6 protein-coding genes are annotated in these 18,398 nt (G+C 32.8%); all 6 read left to right on the forward strand.

The window, feature by feature from the left end; translation table 11 throughout:
- The first annotated feature begins 211 nt into the window (after window positions 1–211).
- On the forward strand, window positions 212–505 hold the full coding sequence (locus DRF75_RS00410; RefSeq protein WP_044261987.1) for a type IV secretion system protein VirB3: 294 nt from the start codon (window positions 212–214) through the stop codon (window positions 503–505).
- Window positions 505–2,907 carry a VirB4 family type IV secretion/conjugal transfer ATPase gene (locus tag DRF75_RS00415; protein WP_045171345.1) on the forward strand — a complete coding sequence of 801 codons (2,403 nt, stop codon included), beginning with the start codon at window positions 505–507 and terminating at the stop codon, window positions 2,905–2,907. Before DRF75_RS00410 ends, DRF75_RS00415 begins: the two co-directional genes overlap by 1 nt.
- A gap of 37 nt (window positions 2,908–2,944) precedes the next feature.
- The gene (locus DRF75_RS00420; RefSeq protein WP_129992473.1) at window positions 2,945–5,491 is read left to right on the forward strand and encodes a TrbL/VirB6 family protein; all 2,547 of its coding nucleotides are present in this window, start codon (window positions 2,945–2,947) and stop codon (window positions 5,489–5,491) included.
- A gap of 162 nt (window positions 5,492–5,653) precedes the next feature.
- Complete coding sequence (locus tag DRF75_RS00425; protein ID WP_129992474.1) at window positions 5,654–8,482, forward strand: TrbL/VirB6 family protein; 2,829 nt, start codon at window positions 5,654–5,656, stop codon at window positions 8,480–8,482.
- Window positions 8,483–8,485: 3 nt separating this feature from the next.
- Entirely contained in the window at window positions 8,486–12,661 is a 4,176-nt protein-coding gene (locus DRF75_RS00430; RefSeq protein ID WP_129992475.1) for a type IV secretion system protein, read from the forward strand.
- A 29-nt stretch (window positions 12,662–12,690) separates the two neighbouring features.
- The gene (locus DRF75_RS00435; protein ID WP_129992476.1) at window positions 12,691–18,234 is read left to right on the forward strand and encodes a type IV secretion system protein; all 5,544 of its coding nucleotides are present in this window, start codon (window positions 12,691–12,693) and stop codon (window positions 18,232–18,234) included.
- The last annotated feature ends 164 nt before the right edge of the window (window positions 18,235–18,398 follow it).

Consider the following 18,398-nt stretch of genomic DNA (forward strand, 5'->3'; position numbering starts at 1 on the left):
TATAACTTGTGTGAGGTGAGTTAAAGTTTATCTTTATATGAAATAAATGTTGATAATTAATTGTTTATTAAATTGTTGTTGCTATTTTTAAGAATTAGTACGTATCTACCTTCGTTGTAGTGGTGGTTTAATGAGATTAAGCATTGCTTTATATGACTGCAGTTAGTGTTTAGATTTATAAATTTATAAATATGTTTTTTTGGTATTAATTATGGCAGGTAGTGTTAAGGCTGATCAATTATTCAAAGGCTTGACTAGGCCTACTATGCTATTTGGTGTGAGTTATATATTTGCAATGTTAAATTTTATGATTTGTATCATGATATTTATGTACACTAATGATTTCAGGGCATTGTTTATTTTAGGTCCAGGGATACATGGTATAGGTTTTTTAGCTTCGTCAAAAGAACCGTTATTTTTGGAATTGTTTATGTTAAGGATGAAGAAGTGTAGTAAATGTTTAAATAGGTTTTATCATAATTCTAACTCTTATGATGTAATGTGATGTTAAAATTTCAGCAGCTGCAAACAAAAAGAAGGAAAGTGATCAATAGAGAATATCATGAGTCCAATTTTATTCCCTATAGTGAACATTGGAATTCTTCTACATTAATGACCAAAGATGGGTCAATGCTTAAGGTTATTAAGCTATCTGGTTATGCTTTTGAAACTGCTGATGATGAGGATTTATCTATACAGAATTCTATTCGTAATCAGATGTTAAGAAGTATATCTTCTGCGTCTTTTGGTTTGTATTTTCATATAATTAGACGTAGGAGAAATGCTTTTTCAGAGGGATTTGCTAGTGATAAAGTAGCTAGTTCGTTTGCAAATTATGTAAATGTGAAATGGAGAGAAAAACATGAGACAAAGCAATCTTTCACTAATGATTTGTATATTACAATAGTTAGAGAAAGTGGAAAACAAGGGGTAGAGTTTTTATCTAGTATTTTTGATAAATTTGGAAAAGTTACGTCACAAGAGTCATGGATAAAGGATTTGCAAGCTATTTATGAAGATTTAGATGAAGTAACAAATCGTGTTTTTACAAGTTTGCGTAATTACATGCCTAGAGTTTTGGGCGTTAGGGAAACACCAAAGGGTGTATTTTCTGAAATTATGGAATTTTTATTGCAGATAGTAAATTGTGGATCTTTTCAACGTGTATTATTCTCTATAGGTGATGTATCAAAATATTTACCAATGCATAGGTTATATTTTGGACATAAGACAATACAGATAGTAGCACATAATGAATGTAAATATGCTGGATTAATTAGTTTAAAAGAATATGGGCAAAGTACATCTGCTGGTATGCTAGATGCCTTTCTGCAATTGCCTTATGAGTTTATCATTACACAATCTTTTAGTTTTACTAATAGGCAAAGTGCAATTACTAAGATGCAGATTCAACAAAACCGTATGATACAATCTGCAGATAAAGCGGTATCACAAGTAGTAGAAATAAGCCAAGCTTTAGATGATGCAATGAGTGGTAGGATTGCTTTTGGACAACATCATCTTACTATTTTATGTACAGAAAGGAGTTTAAAAACTCTTGATAATGCATTGTCTTTAATAGAATCTGAATTATCTAACTGTGGCGTATATCCAGTTAGAGAAAGGATTAATCTAGAGCCAGCATTTTGGGCTCAATTGCCAGGTAATTTTGAGTATATAGTTCGTAAGGCCATAATAAGTACGTTAAATATGGCTGGTTTTGCATCTCAGCATAATTATCCAATTGGTAAAAAGTTTAATAATCATTGGGGTGAAGCAGTAACAGTGTTTGATACTACTTCTGGAACTCCTTTCTTTTTTAATTTTCATATTCGTGATGTTGGTCATACTGCAATTATAGGACCTACTGGTGGTGGAAAAACTGTATTGATGAATTTCTTGTGTGCTCAAGCTATGAAATTTTCACCTAGGATTTTCTTTTTCGATAAAGATTATGGTGCTGAAATTTTTATTAGAGCATTGAGTGGTGTTTATATGATTGTAGAACCAAGAAATCCTACAGGTTTTAATCCTTTACAGCTTGATGATACACCAGATAATCGTACATTCTTAATGGAGTGGATGAAGTCTTTAATATCAGTATTCAATGATAAATTTACTTCTGAGGATATAACTCGCATTAATGATGCTATAGAAGGTAATTTTAAATTAAAAAAGGAGCATAGGGTATTATGTAATTTAGTACCGTTTTTAGGATTAGATGGTCCGAATACTCTAGCTGGTTCAATATCTATGTGGCATAGTGAAGGATCTCATGCAGCCATATTTGATAATGCGGAAGATTTATTAGATTTTAATAAATCTAGGGTTTTTGGTTTTGAAATGGGTCATTTGCTTAAAGATCCAGTGTCTCTTGCTCCTGTATTGTTATATTTATTTCATAGAATTAGTATTTCTTTGGATGGTACCCCTTCTATTATTGTGTTAGATGAAGCATGGGCATTAATAGATAATCCAGTATTTGCTCCAAAGATAAAAGATTGGTTAAAAGTTTTAAGAAAATTAAATACATTTGTAATTTTTGCTACTCAAAGTGTTGAAGATGCTAGTAAAAGTGCAATTAGTGATACTTTAGTGCAACAAACCGCTACTCAAATATTTTTGCCTAATTTAAAAGCTACTAGTGCTTATAGAAATGTATTTATGTTAACGGAGAGGGAATATACTTTAATAAAACATACAGATCCTAGTACAAGGTTCTTTTTAGTAAAGCAGGGTGTAAGTGCAGTAGTTGCTAGGATTAATTTAAGTGGCCTTGAAGATGTGATAAGTGTTTTGTCTGGTAGAGCAGAAACAGTCTTAATGTTACGTGATTTAATAAAGGAAGTAGGGGATGATCCAAATACTTGGTTACCTATATTTTATGAACGAGTAAAGCGTGTATAAATTTAATAATTAAATATTCTTTATAAAAGAGTTGATTATGCTAAAAATTAGTAGAGGTATAGTATATATATTAATGTTATTTTTAATTAATGTTAATTTTATATATGCTAAATCAGCCTTAGCAACAGAAGTTGAAAGTGAAAAAGTTGCTACATATAGGACTGCATTAGCTACTAATCCTTTATGCTCTAGAGTTAATGAGCATGCTAAGTATATAGGAATTTCTGCATTTACTGTTGGTTTTGGGTTAATTATAACTGCTGTTGTAATGGCTTTAACTGGTGTAGGGACGATAGGTGCACTTATTGTATTTGCATTGGGTGCAGCTGCGATTGCTGTTGCAGTTTCTAAAGCTGCTGCATTTTTTGCTTGTAATTGGTCTTTTGTACGTCATCCTGTTATGCGTTTTGAAGATTCGAAAGGTGGTGCTAGTCCAGGTGATTATAAGGAATGTAATGACCCTACTACTGCATATAAATCATGTGCAAGCCATGATTTTGGTTCAGAGGAAGAATATTTTAGATGTCTTGCAACTAATGATGCAAAGAGTACTAAACCTTTTAGTTTAGCAGAAGCTAAGCAAAATGAACCTGTATGCGCGTCTAAAAATTTTAAGAAGGTAGATAAATATTACTGGCCTAAAAATAGAGTGTCTAGTTCTCGTTATATAGAAGTTTGTTACCGTAACCCAATAGGTGGTATGAATATCGCTGCTATGATTAGCAGAGCATCTGAAGCTAATTCAGGTGATGTTGTTAAGTTGTTGAAAGAAAAAGGTGGTTATCCAAGAGAAGGTGATTATTCTACTCGGGATATACAGGTTGCTAAGTATGCTATGAACGGAAAAGTAGAGTGCGCAGTATTAGAAGCTGGGCAAGAAAAAGTTATACATTCGATTACTTTTCAAGCTGTCGAAAAGATGGATAAGATTTGTGTAAATGCTATTAAGGCATTTGGATCAGCTTTATGGCCTCAAGTTGAAATTGGTTGTCATATGCGACCTAGTGGACCACCAGTTCCAATGTGTGAGAAGTCTGAACCAGTGATGTCGGAAGATAATAAAAGAATTGTAAGTTACGATAATACTAAATGTTATAGTTGTTATATAGACCCTGCATGTAGAGGTGAAGTTGGAGCATATGTAAAGTCTGTATTTCCAATGACTTCTATGATAGTTTCTTGTGTCAAAGGGTCATTAAATAATGTATTGACTGGCAAATGTAGCGATGGTGCTAATACTGAAAAGGTTGGTTTTTTGAAGGTTGCTCAAGATAAACTAAAAAGAGCAGTTATGGCAGTCTTGGTGTTGTCCTTGATATTATTTGCAATAAAAGCAGCATTGGGTGGAATACAAAGTCCAGCTGAACTATATATGCTAATTATTAAGTTTGCATTAGTAGTGTATTTTACTCAAGGGCCTGCTATGTCACATTATTATGATCAAATAGTAAGGTTATCTATCGGGTTGTCAGATATAGTATTACAAGCAGGTGGTGCACAAACTGTGTGTAATTACAGTGATCAGGAGTATAACGATCCATATAAATATGTAGCTCCGTGGGATAGATTAGACTGTAGGGTAATGTTTTATTTGGGGCAACAATTGAATGGTGCAGCAACAACTATTGTTCTTGGGTTGTTTTTAACAGCAGGACTTTTCTTTGCTAGTATGCTATTTAATATGAAGTTAATGTTATGTCTTGTTGCACTTTTTGCGATATTAATGATTATACTTATTGTGATATGGTTAGTTTATATCTTTTTATTATCACTTATTGCGCTTACTATTTTGATATTAATTTCTCCATTAATGATTCCTATGGTGCTCTTTCAAGCTACAAAAGCATTTTTTGATGGCTGGATAAGACAGTTAATGGTTTATACATTGTATCCTGTAATACTTTTTGCTTTTCTAGCGTTATTATTTACTGTTTTTGATAATTTATATTTTGAAGATCTTAAGTTTGTGAGAAAAGAAGTTAAAATTTTAGATGCTACAAGAATTTCATTTACATTGGAAAATCCAAAACAATGTGATGATCCGAAATATGATTATAATTTAGCTTGTATGTTTGGCGATATAAGATTTTTAACAAAACCTGCATTTTTTGGATTTAATGCTTATGCTCCTGATTTTAAACATGAAGCTGAAACTTTATGGATGAAATTGCTAATGATGGTATTTATAGGTTTCCTATTTTATCATTTCTTATCATCTATTACTTACATAGCAGCTGAGCTTGCAGGTGATCCAAGGGCTGGTCATGTTGGTTCATCGTTTAATCCAAAATCAATGATGAGTTCTATCACTGGTGCTTTCGGTAGGATTCAAGGTAATATGGGGCAAAAGATAAAAGATGCTGTGAATGATAGAATAGATAATACAAAAGATTCTAAAGATGTAGGAGATAAAGATGAAATGTCTGGAGGAAATTCTGGAGGTGGTGGAGATATTGGAGGTGGTGCTGGCGGTGGTGCTGGAGGCGGTGCTGCAGGTGGTGCAAGTGCTGCAGGTGCTGCAGGTGGTGCTGCAGGTGGTGCTGCAAGTGGTGCTGCAGGTGCTATTGCAAGTGCTGCTGGATAGTAGGCTTATTCTTTATGGAATGCTTATTGATATTAATATTAGTTAATTGTGGAGAAAATATTTTATTAGAAATGGATTTTTAATAGTTCATAAGTAATTTATCAAGATATTTGATGTTATTGATGGTTTTATATTATTTGTTTAAGGTAGAAAGCTGATTTTATGTTTAGGATAGTTTTAATAATCAGTGTTTTTCTTCTTTCAAGTTGTGGGTATCATGGTTGTATCAAACCACAGAATGTAATGTTTGATGAGTATTCAAGTGCTGTAGAGACAGGATTACAAGATGGAAAAAAAGAGCATATTACTTGGGTTAAATCAGATTTAGTATTGGCTGGTAAAAAGGATCTTGTTATAAGAGTTGATACAGTTAACATTAATTATTGTCATAACACAAAATATACGGTTAATATCTCTGCTAATAAAGATGGTGGTACTTTATCTGGCAAAGAATTATCTGGCAAAAAATTTTCTTTAGAGATTCCAAATATAATGGCAGGCGAAAAATTGAATTTTAGGTTATATCCTGCTTTCAATTTTACTGTAGATAAAGATATATGTAGCAATAAAAATCCTAAAATTTATGCTCAAAATACTGATAAATGCATAAAAGATTATTTGGATACAGAATATTATGTAACGATTGATAATTATGCATCTCAAATGCATAATCTGATGTATTTGAAAGATAGTAGTTCGCATGATAAAGCTAGAGATTGGATAAATTTTCCAACTAAAATTTTATATAGTCCAGGCGGAAGTGACAGTATCTATCAATATTTAAAAAATCAAGGTTCTATTGATTCAGCTGATAAAGCTAGTACTCAAAATAATAATGATGAAATGTTTTACCTCTGTGCTACAAATAAGGAAATAGATGAACTTACAAATAAGGCTGTTGAGGAAGAGATAAAGAAGCAGCAGCAACAAAAAAAGTCAAATACTCAAAAAATTTCTGAAGATGAAAAAAAACAGTTAGTAAAAAAATATAAAGAAGCTATTTTAAAAAAACAAGATGAAATTAGAAAGAAATATCAAAAACAATATGATGCATATTCTGTAAATATGATATGTGGAAATTTATGTAATATTCCTAGTTATGAAAATAAAAAAGTAGAAAAGGACTGTTTTGTTGTAGAGATGAATAATGTATTCAATGCTTGCACTGTTACAGCAGATGGGAATCTATCAGGATGTAATTTTGAAAATGTAAAGCAATATAATACTGCTTTGCCTTTTTTATATTTGAAACATAATTCTGGTATAACAAATTTTATTACTGTTGATGACACAATTAAACAATGGCAATCAGATAATAATAGTTCTTCAGACATTGGTCTTTTAACAAATTATGGTTATTTAATAAGTAAGGATATTTTAGATAAAGGCCTTTATTTGGAGTTGAATGTAGATAGTAATCTTGAATTAATGGGTAACTATAATATTGAAGTTGCTAAAGATTGTACTAATCATGTTAAAGATAGTTTGTATTACGTAATATCTAAAGGGCCACCTAAAGTAAAACCAGGAGAATCAGGTACTACAAAGATCGATTTTATAAGTAATGAGGATACAAAAGTTACACTATCAGATAAAGATGCATCTGGTGATTTGTATTTTGGTGTAAAAGATAATGGTGATGGGTATGAAAATAATACTGGATATTTTAATATTACAGTCATATCAAAAAAGAAAATACCTAATGTCATTTCATATATAGTTGAGCAGTTAAAAGGTTCATTAGAGAGAGGATTATACGGCACATCATCTACTAATTCTGGGGGTGTTAATCTGATATATAATAATATTGTAAAGAATATGCATTTTATTCAGATAGTGAATTCATTGTTAGTATTATATGTATTAATTAATGCGTTATTTTATTTTGTTGGGTTTTCTAAGGCTTCTATTTTTGAATTATTGATTATAACGCTAAAAATAGGTGTAATAATTTATGTAATTGGCCCTAGTAGTTGGGAGTTTTTTAATGATCATTTGTTTAAATTATTTACAGGAGCGCCAGTTCAACTAATTGCTATAATGACAGGTCAAGATCCTGCTGAAGCAACTAGTTTTGAATTTCTGGATTTAGTTTTATATAGGTTTTCTTTATCTGAAACTTGGATACAAATTTTAGCACTATTATTTACTGGCCCGGTTGGATGGGTAAGTGTAGCTTTAATTTTTTGGGGATTAATAGTTTTGTTTTTGACTATAGCAACTGCAATTATTACTTATTTAATATCTATTATACTAATAGGATTGTTACTTAGTATTGCACCATTTTTTATAATTTGTATTTTATTTAAACGTACTAAAGCAATTTTTGATGCATGGATAAAATCTTTAGTACAGACGGCTATGCAACCAGTAATCATATTTGCTTCTTTTGCACTTTTGACTGAAGTGATAGATAATATAATATATTCTATGTTTGCTTTTGAATCATGTGATACGTGTGTACTTTATCCTGAATTTGATCTAGGGATAATGAAAATAGGTTTTTGTATACTTGAATTTTTACTGCCTGTAGGAATTTCTCCTTTGTCTACTTTTAATGATAATATGAAAGATTCAGTAAATGGTGGTGGTAGCGTAATGTTTTTAGGGTTACCAGTGCCATTTATGAAGGTATTAGTATTTGTAATAATGGTAAATGCAACAAAACATTTTATTGGTTCTACAGGGGAAATGTGTACATCGATTTTCGGATCATTTGCTAATTTGTCAGCAGTAGCTGAAAATGCAAAAGAAAGTGCTTTAGGAATTATTGGTATGGATCAAAACAGCCGTATGCAAAGAGAAAGATACGAAGAAATGAATAAAACTAGTGATAGAGATAATGACGGTGAACGTAAACGTGATCCTCTTGGTCTACAAGCACCTGTTGCAGAAGATGATGAACAGCCTATTAGTAGAAGACAATCATCACGTCAATCACGTGGTGGTGTTGAAATACCTGAAGGCCCTCCATCTAGTTTTGGTGGGTAGATTATGAAAAAGTTAGTTATATTATTACTGTTCTTCATAACAGGATGTGGTATTGGTTGTATAGAAGGTAGCAAGGGTGTTAGCGGTACTTCAACTGCTGTAGAAGTTAAGCCAGTAGTAGAAAAGGTATCAGATGTATTACAACCTAACTGGATTGATACTGGATTAACAGTTAGTGAAAATCAGCCTCCAGTAAAGTTAACAATTCTTGGTGCTGTAAATATGTGTCCTAAAGATTCTATGAATCCGAAAAATATTATTGTGCCAGCTGTTACTTGTGCTCATGGTACTTATGATGCTAAAGATGAGTCTATTTATAAAAATATGGAAAGTGCTTGTAGCAATTATGGAAAAGTGGCAACTACTATGTTACCTGTTAAAACTTTTAAATTAGGAAAAGGAGATACATTTAAGGTTAGTTTAATTCCCAAGAAAATAACAATAACTGACTGCAATACTGATAAGTTAAAAGAGTTGGGTGTTATATATTATTCTGATGATGAAGTTTTTGAAGATAGTGGTTGTAGCACTCCTGTTAAAGCTGAGGATATATGTAGAACTGGTATTACTAAATTTTATGTGAAAATAGAAGGCAAGTGTAGTCTATTTGAAGGATCAGCTGCTAGCATACCTCGTTTGCAAGGTACTGAAGTTTCAGCATTAGTAGATAATACTGATATTCCACATGGAAATAAGGTTTTTTATAGTGAAGATGTGAAAAAACAATGGATCAAAGCTCCTTTTATTTATGATGCTAAAGTTATTAAAGGTAAAAATGTTGATGTTAAGGCATTACAAAAACATTGTGATGTTATTAAACAGCTTAGTGCAAGTGGTATTATAAATGATAGTGTAAGTTCAACTATATCTAAACTTGAGTTTTATAAAAATCAGAAGAAAGAAAAAAAGAGTAAAGGTGACAAACAAAAAGATAAAAATAATAAACAAGATGAACCTGAGATTCTAAAGAATAAACAAGAAGAAGACATTCAGGAGATTATAAATATTATTAGTAATTTTACTACATATGATATAAATTGTGCTTGTGGTACTATATGTAATTCTAAATCAGCACTTATTCAAGGTAAAGGTATTGCTACAATATCACGGCATGATGAAAGTGGAAATTGTATTATTAATGGGAGTAGTTCTTTTGATCAAAATACTAAATTGGAAAATATTACTGACATAGAATTAGAAAAAATGGCTAAAAGTAATTCAGATGAAGTAATACAAGGATTAACTGCTGTTTTTATTACGAAATCTAGTGACAAAAATGATGTTAAGTATCGTTGTATGCCGAGTAAGAAAGAAAGTAATTTTTGTTATGCTGATATTTCTTCTGAAAATGTTGAGTCGACCAGCTTGAAATCTGATTTTAACTATAAATATGAGAATAATGATCCTGCAGAGTTAGGGTTTGCAATAATAGGTCAACAACAGCATTATAATTCATATTCTGGTGGGTATAATATTCAGGTAGAGCGTATATGTAATTTTATGTACGGCAAAAAACTGTATATGTATATAGGAAGCAAAGCTCCAACTTTTTTCCCAGGTGAAGGAGATGCTATTGAATTATTTGTTCCTGAGAAAGATACAGATTCTGGAACTGGTGAGAAAGATACAGATTCTGGAACTGGAATGTATACAATTAATGCAGATGGGTCTGAGAAGAAATCTGGAAAAGTTTTCTTGGGTATAGATACTAGAGGGTATGAAGATCAATTTGATTACAGTAGTTTACCGTCACTAGAGTCAGAAAATAAATACACTGTTAATTTCTTTATTAAAAAATGGAACCCAAATTTTTCTAAAGTATTTATTATGATAAGGGATTCACTATTGGGAATTTTGTATGGATTACCAAAAGATTCAAATGCTAGCAGTATTTCTCAGGCTGTAGAAATAGTACGTACAAGTAAATCTAAGGGTGCAGTGCAAAGTATATATACTAATCAGACTGGTGCTGGTTCTTTATGGAGGGCATTACAAGCATTATGTACTTTGTATATCATTTTTACAGTATTAGGATATGTATTAGGTGTTGTGAAATGTACTAAGTATGACTTGGGAGTTCGTATTGCTAAAATAGCAATGGTTGTTGGTTTGATAAGTCAAGGTAGTTGGGAATTTTTTAGTGATCATTTCTTTTCTATCTTTGTTCAAGGTGTAAGTGATCTTATAGCAGCATTTAATGGTGAGTTGGATGGAGATAATTCATTTGCATTTTTAGACACTACTATAGGAGTATTATTAGCAGGAGAGACATGGATTAGGCTAGCAACATTGATACTTACAGGGCCTATAGGTTGGATAGTTTTTATTGCAATTGTATGGTCTTTTTTTATATTTTTTGTCAGTGTTATAGAAGCAGTTATAGCATATTTATTTACTGTTGTTGCAATAGCGTTTTTGGCAACATTAGCACCTATTTTTATAACTTTTATTTTCTTCCAACTTACAAAGACGCTCTTTGATGCATGGATCAAAATGTTAGTTAATTTTTCTTTACAGCCTATAATACTTTTTGCTGCGCTTGCATTTTTAAATCAAGTGATGTTAACTGTGTTACATGTAGTTACAGGTTTTACTGTCTGTAATCAGTGTTTTCTTGGCTTTGATCTTCCTATGGGTGTTACTGAAAAAGGTGCACCTCCTGATATTTGTATAGTATCTGTATTATTGCCTATAGGATACTCAAGTGAGTTATCTATGAATGATTCAATTAGGGAAGGATATGCTAATGACAATGAAGGTTCATTTTTAGGATTACCTTTTGGGATTACTGCAGTTTTGATGTTATTGCTTATCTCAAATGCTATGAAGGGATTTAAAGGAATGTCCGAGACGATGGCTCACTCTATATCGGGGAGTGTTGCTGGGCTTAGTGCGAGTATACATGCTGCTACGCAGTCTTTAGCTTCTATGGTTGGTCTTGATCAGGAAACTCAAAGTATTATTAAGGAGGCATTGCGTAATCGTAGATCTACTGGTAAATCGGATGTTAATATTGTTGGTAGAACTGATACTAATCCAGAGAGTAAGGGTGAAATTGTAGGAAAAGATGGTGATGATGATGGTCCTTTATCTTCAGATACAAAAAGTCGCAGTGATGGTGTGCATGGTGATGGTGATGTTAATACTGATAAGGAAGGTGCTAATGCTGATACAAAATCTAGATCAGGTAATGATGTATTAGATGGTAGTAAAGGTGATGTAAGTGGAAATCATGGTCGGTTAGATAGTCATCTTTCATCTTCTGGTAATGATGTACTTGATACTGCACCTTCAAATTATGATGGCACACAAAGTGCTAATAGTAGTGGTAATATGGATAGCAATACTGTGGAGAGGGTATGTGATAGTAGTGATGATGCTTTAAGTATTAGTTCTGAAGGTAGTAGTTATTACACTGCATCAGAAGGAGCATATAGTAGTGATAGTGATACTTCAAGTGTGAGTTCTGAAAGTAGTGGTGGTGATACTTCAAGTGTGAGTTCTGAAAGTAGTGGTGATGATGCTTCAAGTGTCAGCTCTGAGAGTGGTGATTACTATACAGGTGAAGTTGGAGGATATGGTAGTGGTGATGATACTTCAAGTGTGAGTTCTGAAGGTAGTGGTGATGATGCTTCAAGTGTCAGCTCTGAAAGTGGTGATTACTATACAGGTGAAGTTGGGGGATATGGTAGTGGTGATGATACTTCAAGTGTGAGTTCTGAAGGTGGTGGTGATGATGCTTCAAGTGTGAGTTCTGAAGATAGTGGTTATAACTATACAACTGACGGTGCAGAATATAATGGAAGTGATACCAGTGAAACTCAACTTTCTGCTGTTAGTGATGTTGCAGAGGCACCTGATGTTGGGAATACAAGTAATAGTGATCTGAATGATGCTACTAATAATAACGAAAGTAATGGTGGAAGCAATAATAGCGATACACAAGAAGATGGAGGAAAAGCTTCTAGTGCTGTTGAACCTTTGAATGTTAGTGACAGTGATCACAATAGAGGGAAACGAGATATTAACTTTTTAGAAGGTCCTCAGAAAGAAAGACTTTATATGGATGAATATTCTAGTGTTGCACAAAAGATTGCAGGTCATGAATCAGCAATAGAAGTGGAAAAAGAATCTCATGAGAGAAGTATTGTAAAAAGGCGTGGTAAGCAAGATCAGTAGGAATAGGGTTTGAAAGGTAATTGGTAAAGATGAAGAGCAAATATGTGAATTTTATTAAAAAGCATTTTGTAAAATTATTGTTATTATTAGTAATAACTGCATGTGAATCTAATCAGCATCCAGTGCCTAGATGTATACCAGCTGATGCGTTATCTGAAGCAAAAACAGCTTCTGTTTCAGCGTATTTTAATGAATCTTCGGAAGATTTTATTGCAGACGATAAATCATTAGGAAATGTTTTAAAGAATGATCAAGTAGTAAGATGGAAATATACTGGATATGTGACAGATGGTAATCCAATAGTGTTAAGGGTTGACGGCATGTGGACTGCATGGGCAGACAATGCTTCCGAATCTGATAGAAGCGTAGTTGATTACGAAAAATATGATAGTATATTATCTAGTGAAAGAATTTGTGGTCCTTATAATAAGATACAGAAAACTTTTGTTCCTTATGGTCAAAATGAATGTAAGGTGTCATGTGAGTTAATTGTTGGTGTTCAAGATGAATTAGAAAGAGGAGCTTATGGTCCTCCTTGTTGGTTTAAGAATGGGTATGGTGCATATTTATTATTTAAAAGACCAGATGATCCTGAACCAAATGAAACGTTAAATCATATGAGATATCCAGTTTCTCCAGTGATGCATATAGGATATAAACCATTAGAGTTAGCTGGTAGTGATGCTTTATCTACTAGAGATAGAAAAATTATGGATTCTTTATGTCAAGAAGTGAAGTTGGAACCAGGATGGAAGATATATCTTAAAATATTAGATAAACATTATTATGATAATGTTGGTGGTTATTCGGTGACATTTGTTGAAGGTATAAGACAAGAAGAACAATTTTCTGTTTTTGAATGGGTTCGTAAAAATATAAGAAATGAATTGGATAAAGCAGGTGAACATGTTTTTAAACACGTTGTTGGAAATCCAGTATTTAAAAATTTTGTTTTTGCTTTATTAACTTTATTTCTAATATTTGGTGCCTTAAGTTATATATTCGGCATGGTACAAAGTCCATTTTCTGATGTTATTATTAGAATATTAAAAATGGCATTAATGATATTATTGATTTCTCCAAGTAGTTGGGAGTTCTTTTATAATCATTTGCTGAATTTATTTATCAATGGTATAGATCAGATTATTGCAATGATTAATAGTCATTCTGCTTCTTATAATCCAACACGGCCTTTTGCTTTTCTGGATGAAATGATAGTGGATAAAATATTCTCTCCGGTTATTTGGAAAGTTAAGATAAGAGCATTAATCCTTGCTGATTTTTCTTCAATATTTGCTGTGCTTATAATTATTATTGCTGTATTAATATATGTTGCTTTATGCCTGTATGGATGTGTTATATATCTTACAGCATTTGTTGGTATTACATTTTTAATTGGATTGTTCCCTCTATTATTATTAGGTATTCTTTTTTCTCAATTTAAGAGTTTATTTGATGGTTGGTTAACACAGTGTCTAAGCTTTTCAATGCAAGCAATATTAATGTTTACACTGATTTCGCTCTTTGGTGCGCTTATTATGAATTATTATTACCGTATCTTTGGGTTTACTACATGTTATAATGAGTGGCTAAAGGTAAAAGTTTGTATATTAGGTAGTACTGGTTGTGTAATTGATCGAAGTGTTTTTGGATGGACTCCGGGACAAATTTATGACCCAAAAGTTATTGGTTTAACAACAGATTTTAACCTGAATGATAGGAAAACTTCTGGTAATGCGAGATATAAGTTTACTGGTGGTGGTGCATATATTAGTGTTCCTCCTGAACGTATACATAAAGATTTTAGGTATGTAGATTACCCTTTCCTTGATCCAGATAGTCAGACTGATGGTGATCCATTTGGTATTACTGTGTCTAAGGATAGTCCATTTAGGCAATTATCTTATTATATTAATGCATTACTTGCTTCTAATGAAAAATATGTTGCTGCGAGATTAATAAAGGATATAGAAGATGAATTGGAAAAATTAAAGAAAAATGGTACTATAACCTCTGATAGTGAAAATAAAGTTTTAACAATTATCAAAAACAGAAGAAATGCAGATCAATCTCAGCAAAAGAATGCATTGGATAAATATCAGGATGAAGATTTTAAGTCTGAAATAATTAATAGTCTTATTAATGATGTTATAGGAGAGGCTGCTCAAACTCCTACTCCTCAAGATGAGTTGATTAAGCAACATGATTATAATTTGATTTTAGGAATTAAAGCTGGACATTTGATATTGTGGTCAGAGGTTGGTTCTTTATTTTTGGCTGCATTGTTAATATGGCAAATGCGTGCTTTCATTCAAAGTGTAGCAGTAGCACTAGCTGGTGGTAGTATGATGTCTCAAACTATTGCTAACATGTATGAAGGTGGATTCCTTAAGATTTTCTCAGGAATTCCGGTTTTAGGTGTTGTATTTAAGAAGATTGATCAAGGTATAGATAGCTTGAAATTTGTAACAGGTAACTACATAACTAAAACAGCTCGTAGGCCTTTGGAAGCATTAAAGAGAGTACCTTATTTAGGTAATGTTGTTAAGTTTACTAGTGCTGCTACTGCTCCTTTGACTTCTTCATATAATGAATATGATAGAGATTTTAGGAATAACTTTAAGACATTAAATTATGCTCGTGCTTTCATAGGAGCTCATTTAGGAGTTTCTCCATTAGATGCAATGAAATATTTAGGTGGTCATGTTGCTGGAAGTATGTTCGGTACTAGAGAAGGTGGGTTAATTCATAATATACTTGAAGACCGTAAAGCTGCTTTAGATAGTTTGAAAGCGCATATATTGGGACCTGAGCAATATAAACCAAGTCCTTATATTCCTAATGCAAGTGAAGAAGATGATGATAGAAATCCTTTTGCTAAAGAAAAACCGCATTCTGATAAAGAAACATCACCTGGTAATGGTGATAACAGGTTGTTAGATGAGAATGGAAATATATCTATAAATAAGGACAATTTAAGTGATGCACTGGATGCAAGAGAACAGCTCAAAACTATGATTGAAAACACAACAGATGAGGGTGCATTACAAAAAATAAGATATGATCTTGATAGACTTGATGATGCTTTGCATAAAAATTTAGGTAGTGATTTTGATAAAGTTACAACGGCTTATGCTAACTCTCATACTCCAGTAGAGCATCCTAAAGATTTACTTGGTGAAGGTATGTCTGGATTTAATGTTTCTTCAGAAAATTTGCAAGGTTTAGGTGTTCCAAAAGTAGATGAGGTAGTGCAAGCAGATAGTAATTTAAGTGTTCCTTTAAATAGTGATATTATCTCTTCTAGTACACATTTAGATGTTACTCCTACAGTGAGTGATGCAGATTCATTGTTATCACAACAAGTTGGAGTTGAAGGTGTACATGATAGTGTATTACGTGATAATGCTGGATTAACTACACCTTTAGATGTGACATCTCCGATGGATAGTGTGGATTCAGAAGTATCACGAGATTCAGCAGCTGCAGCATTTAATGAGTTTACAAATACTACAGAGCATGATGCTGGATTTGAAACAGTAGAATTGCAAACTTTAAGTCCACCGTCAGATGGCAGTTCAGTTATTGAAGATACACAGAGTGGTATAATACAACAGCATAGTGTGGTAGACGATGCTTTAGGTTCTACATCTTCTATGGAAGGTGTTGGTACAGAGGGTGATACTGCTGCTAGGGCTCCAGTTGAAGTATTTGAAGATTCTGCAGGAAGTGCAATTGAATCACAAGATTTTGGTTCTGCACCTGATGATACTTTAGGTGTTGAACATAGTGATATTATGCAGCAAAGTGGTGATGTAGATAGTACTTTAAGTTCTGCGTCTTCTATGGAAGATGTTGGTACAGAAAGTGATAGTTCTAGTACTACAGCTGGAATATTTGGTGAGTCTACAGGTAGTACAGAAGGTGATGATGGATTTGAAAAAATAGAATTAGAGGATTTGAGTCCGAAGTTAGATGATGTTCAGATATTAAACGATGATATTGTACAGCCAAGTGGTGGTGTAGATGACACTTTAAGTTCTGCATCTGCTATGGAAGATGTTGGTACAGAAAGTGATAGTTCTAGTACTACAGCTGGAATGTTTGATGAGTCTACAGTTGCTTTAGAAGAAGGTAATACAATGTTTTCACAGGCTGAACATTCTGGACAAAATATTGAAGGTTTAGGAGAAGAGACTGGACTACATGCTGGAATTGTGAAGCAAAATGAGGTGGATGAATCAGAATCTGCAGTAAAAGCAGATACTACTTTTCCTGAGGATAATATTGTACAAGAGACTGATAGTAGTGTTGAGTCAGGTGTAGGTGTCAATGTTTTTGAACAAGCTGATGTTTTTGATATAGGCTCTTTAGAGAGTGATGTAAGTGCAGTAGGTGATGAAGGTATATTCAAGCAACAAGCTGCTGAATCTTTATTAGATGATGTTCCAAATCCTGAAACATCTGATGATACTGTTTCGGAAAAAGTTGCTGAAATGGAATCTGTATTTGAAAAAGCTGATATTCAAGAAACTGACCCTCATAGTATTACTATGGAACAAGCTGCTGATGAAAATATACAAGTAGAGTATAATGTTGCTGGTGATACAGATGCTGAAAAATTATTAACAGAAGATCTTACTAAATATGCAAAAGTTGATGCATCTGTTAGTGAAGAAACGCGTGGTGATTTGTTTGTTAGTGAGGATGAAGGTAAGTTAAGTGAAGTGCCAAAAGATGGTTTGGTAACACAACAAGAAGATAAATTTGAAGATGTGGTGCCTGATGATAGTATGAGTGATGCGGCCGATAGTACTGCTGCTGATGGTGAAAAAATGTCACCTGAAGGTTTTGTAACGTCAGAAGAGATTGATACAAGTGATGTTCAGGGTGAAGGTAAACAGGATCAAGATGTAGTGGATAAGGATAGTGTAGTTGAAAAAACTGGTGATATATCTGATCAGTCTGATGCTAAAGGAGAGTCTGAAGTTGGTGTACCTGAATCAGAATCTTTGGCAGAAGGGTTGATTAATTTAGTTAGTACTGGTGAAGAGTTACATCAGGGTCAGAGTATACAAGTTGTACAACCTGTTGCTGGTTTGTCAAGTAAGGATAGAGGTGCTGTAGCTCAGGATAAAGTCAGTGACAAAAAAGGTGCTATTGGTGGTCAGGGTGTTTCCAGTGCTCAGTCAGATGTTAAAGTGGAAAATAAAGAGAAGAAAAAAGAGTCTAGTAAAAGTAAAGCTAAAAGCCCTAGTAAAACAAAATCACCTTTTGTTACTCCAAAATCTTTGAAAAATACTTTTTCATTTGTATTGCATGAATGTGCAAAAGATTTTTCATCAAAAGTCTTAGAATCTGTGGATAAGATATTTGGGGAATCTCAAGGTGGTAAACAAAAACGTAGATTATCAAAAGAAGAAATTTCATTAGCAATAGAACAACTTAAATCAGTGATAGAATCATTAAAAGCTAAAAAAGCAAATCTTACTGATCATAGGGAAATAGAGTCTATAGAACTAAGAATTAAAGAAGCGGAAACTGCAATTCGTGGATTATTAGATCAAGAATAGCTTTTGTCTACTGAAGTTCATGGTATGTTTTTGATTGTATATTTTTCTATATGTTTGTAATACTATTCTTGCAGTTAAAGATAATTAGATATTATGTGAATATAGATTGTATTTTATTTAATAATCAGCTATTGCTACAAAATTGTATGTTGTTTAACATAGCA

This window comes from Ehrlichia minasensis, assembly GCF_004181775.1.
Classification (GTDB): Bacteria; Pseudomonadota; Alphaproteobacteria; order Rickettsiales; family Anaplasmataceae; genus Ehrlichia; species Ehrlichia minasensis.

Bases quoted from the DNA above. Each gene is read 5' to 3' on its own strand.
- DRF75_RS00410 (WP_044261987.1), top strand. From the start codon at position 212: ATGGCAGGTAGTGTTAAGGCTGATCAATTATTCAAAGGCTTGACTAGG.
- DRF75_RS00415 (WP_045171345.1), top strand. From the start codon at position 505: ATGTTAAAATTTCAGCAGCTGCAAACAAAAAGAAGGAAAGTGATCAAT.
- DRF75_RS00420 (WP_129992473.1), top strand. From the start codon at position 2,945: ATGCTAAAAATTAGTAGAGGTATAGTATATATATTAATGTTATTTTTA.
- DRF75_RS00425 (WP_129992474.1), top strand. From the start codon at position 5,654: ATGTTTAGGATAGTTTTAATAATCAGTGTTTTTCTTCTTTCAAGTTGT.
- DRF75_RS00430 (WP_129992475.1), top strand. From the start codon at position 8,486: ATGAAAAAGTTAGTTATATTATTACTGTTCTTCATAACAGGATGTGGT.
- DRF75_RS00435 (WP_129992476.1), top strand. From the start codon at position 12,691: ATGAAGAGCAAATATGTGAATTTTATTAAAAAGCATTTTGTAAAATTA.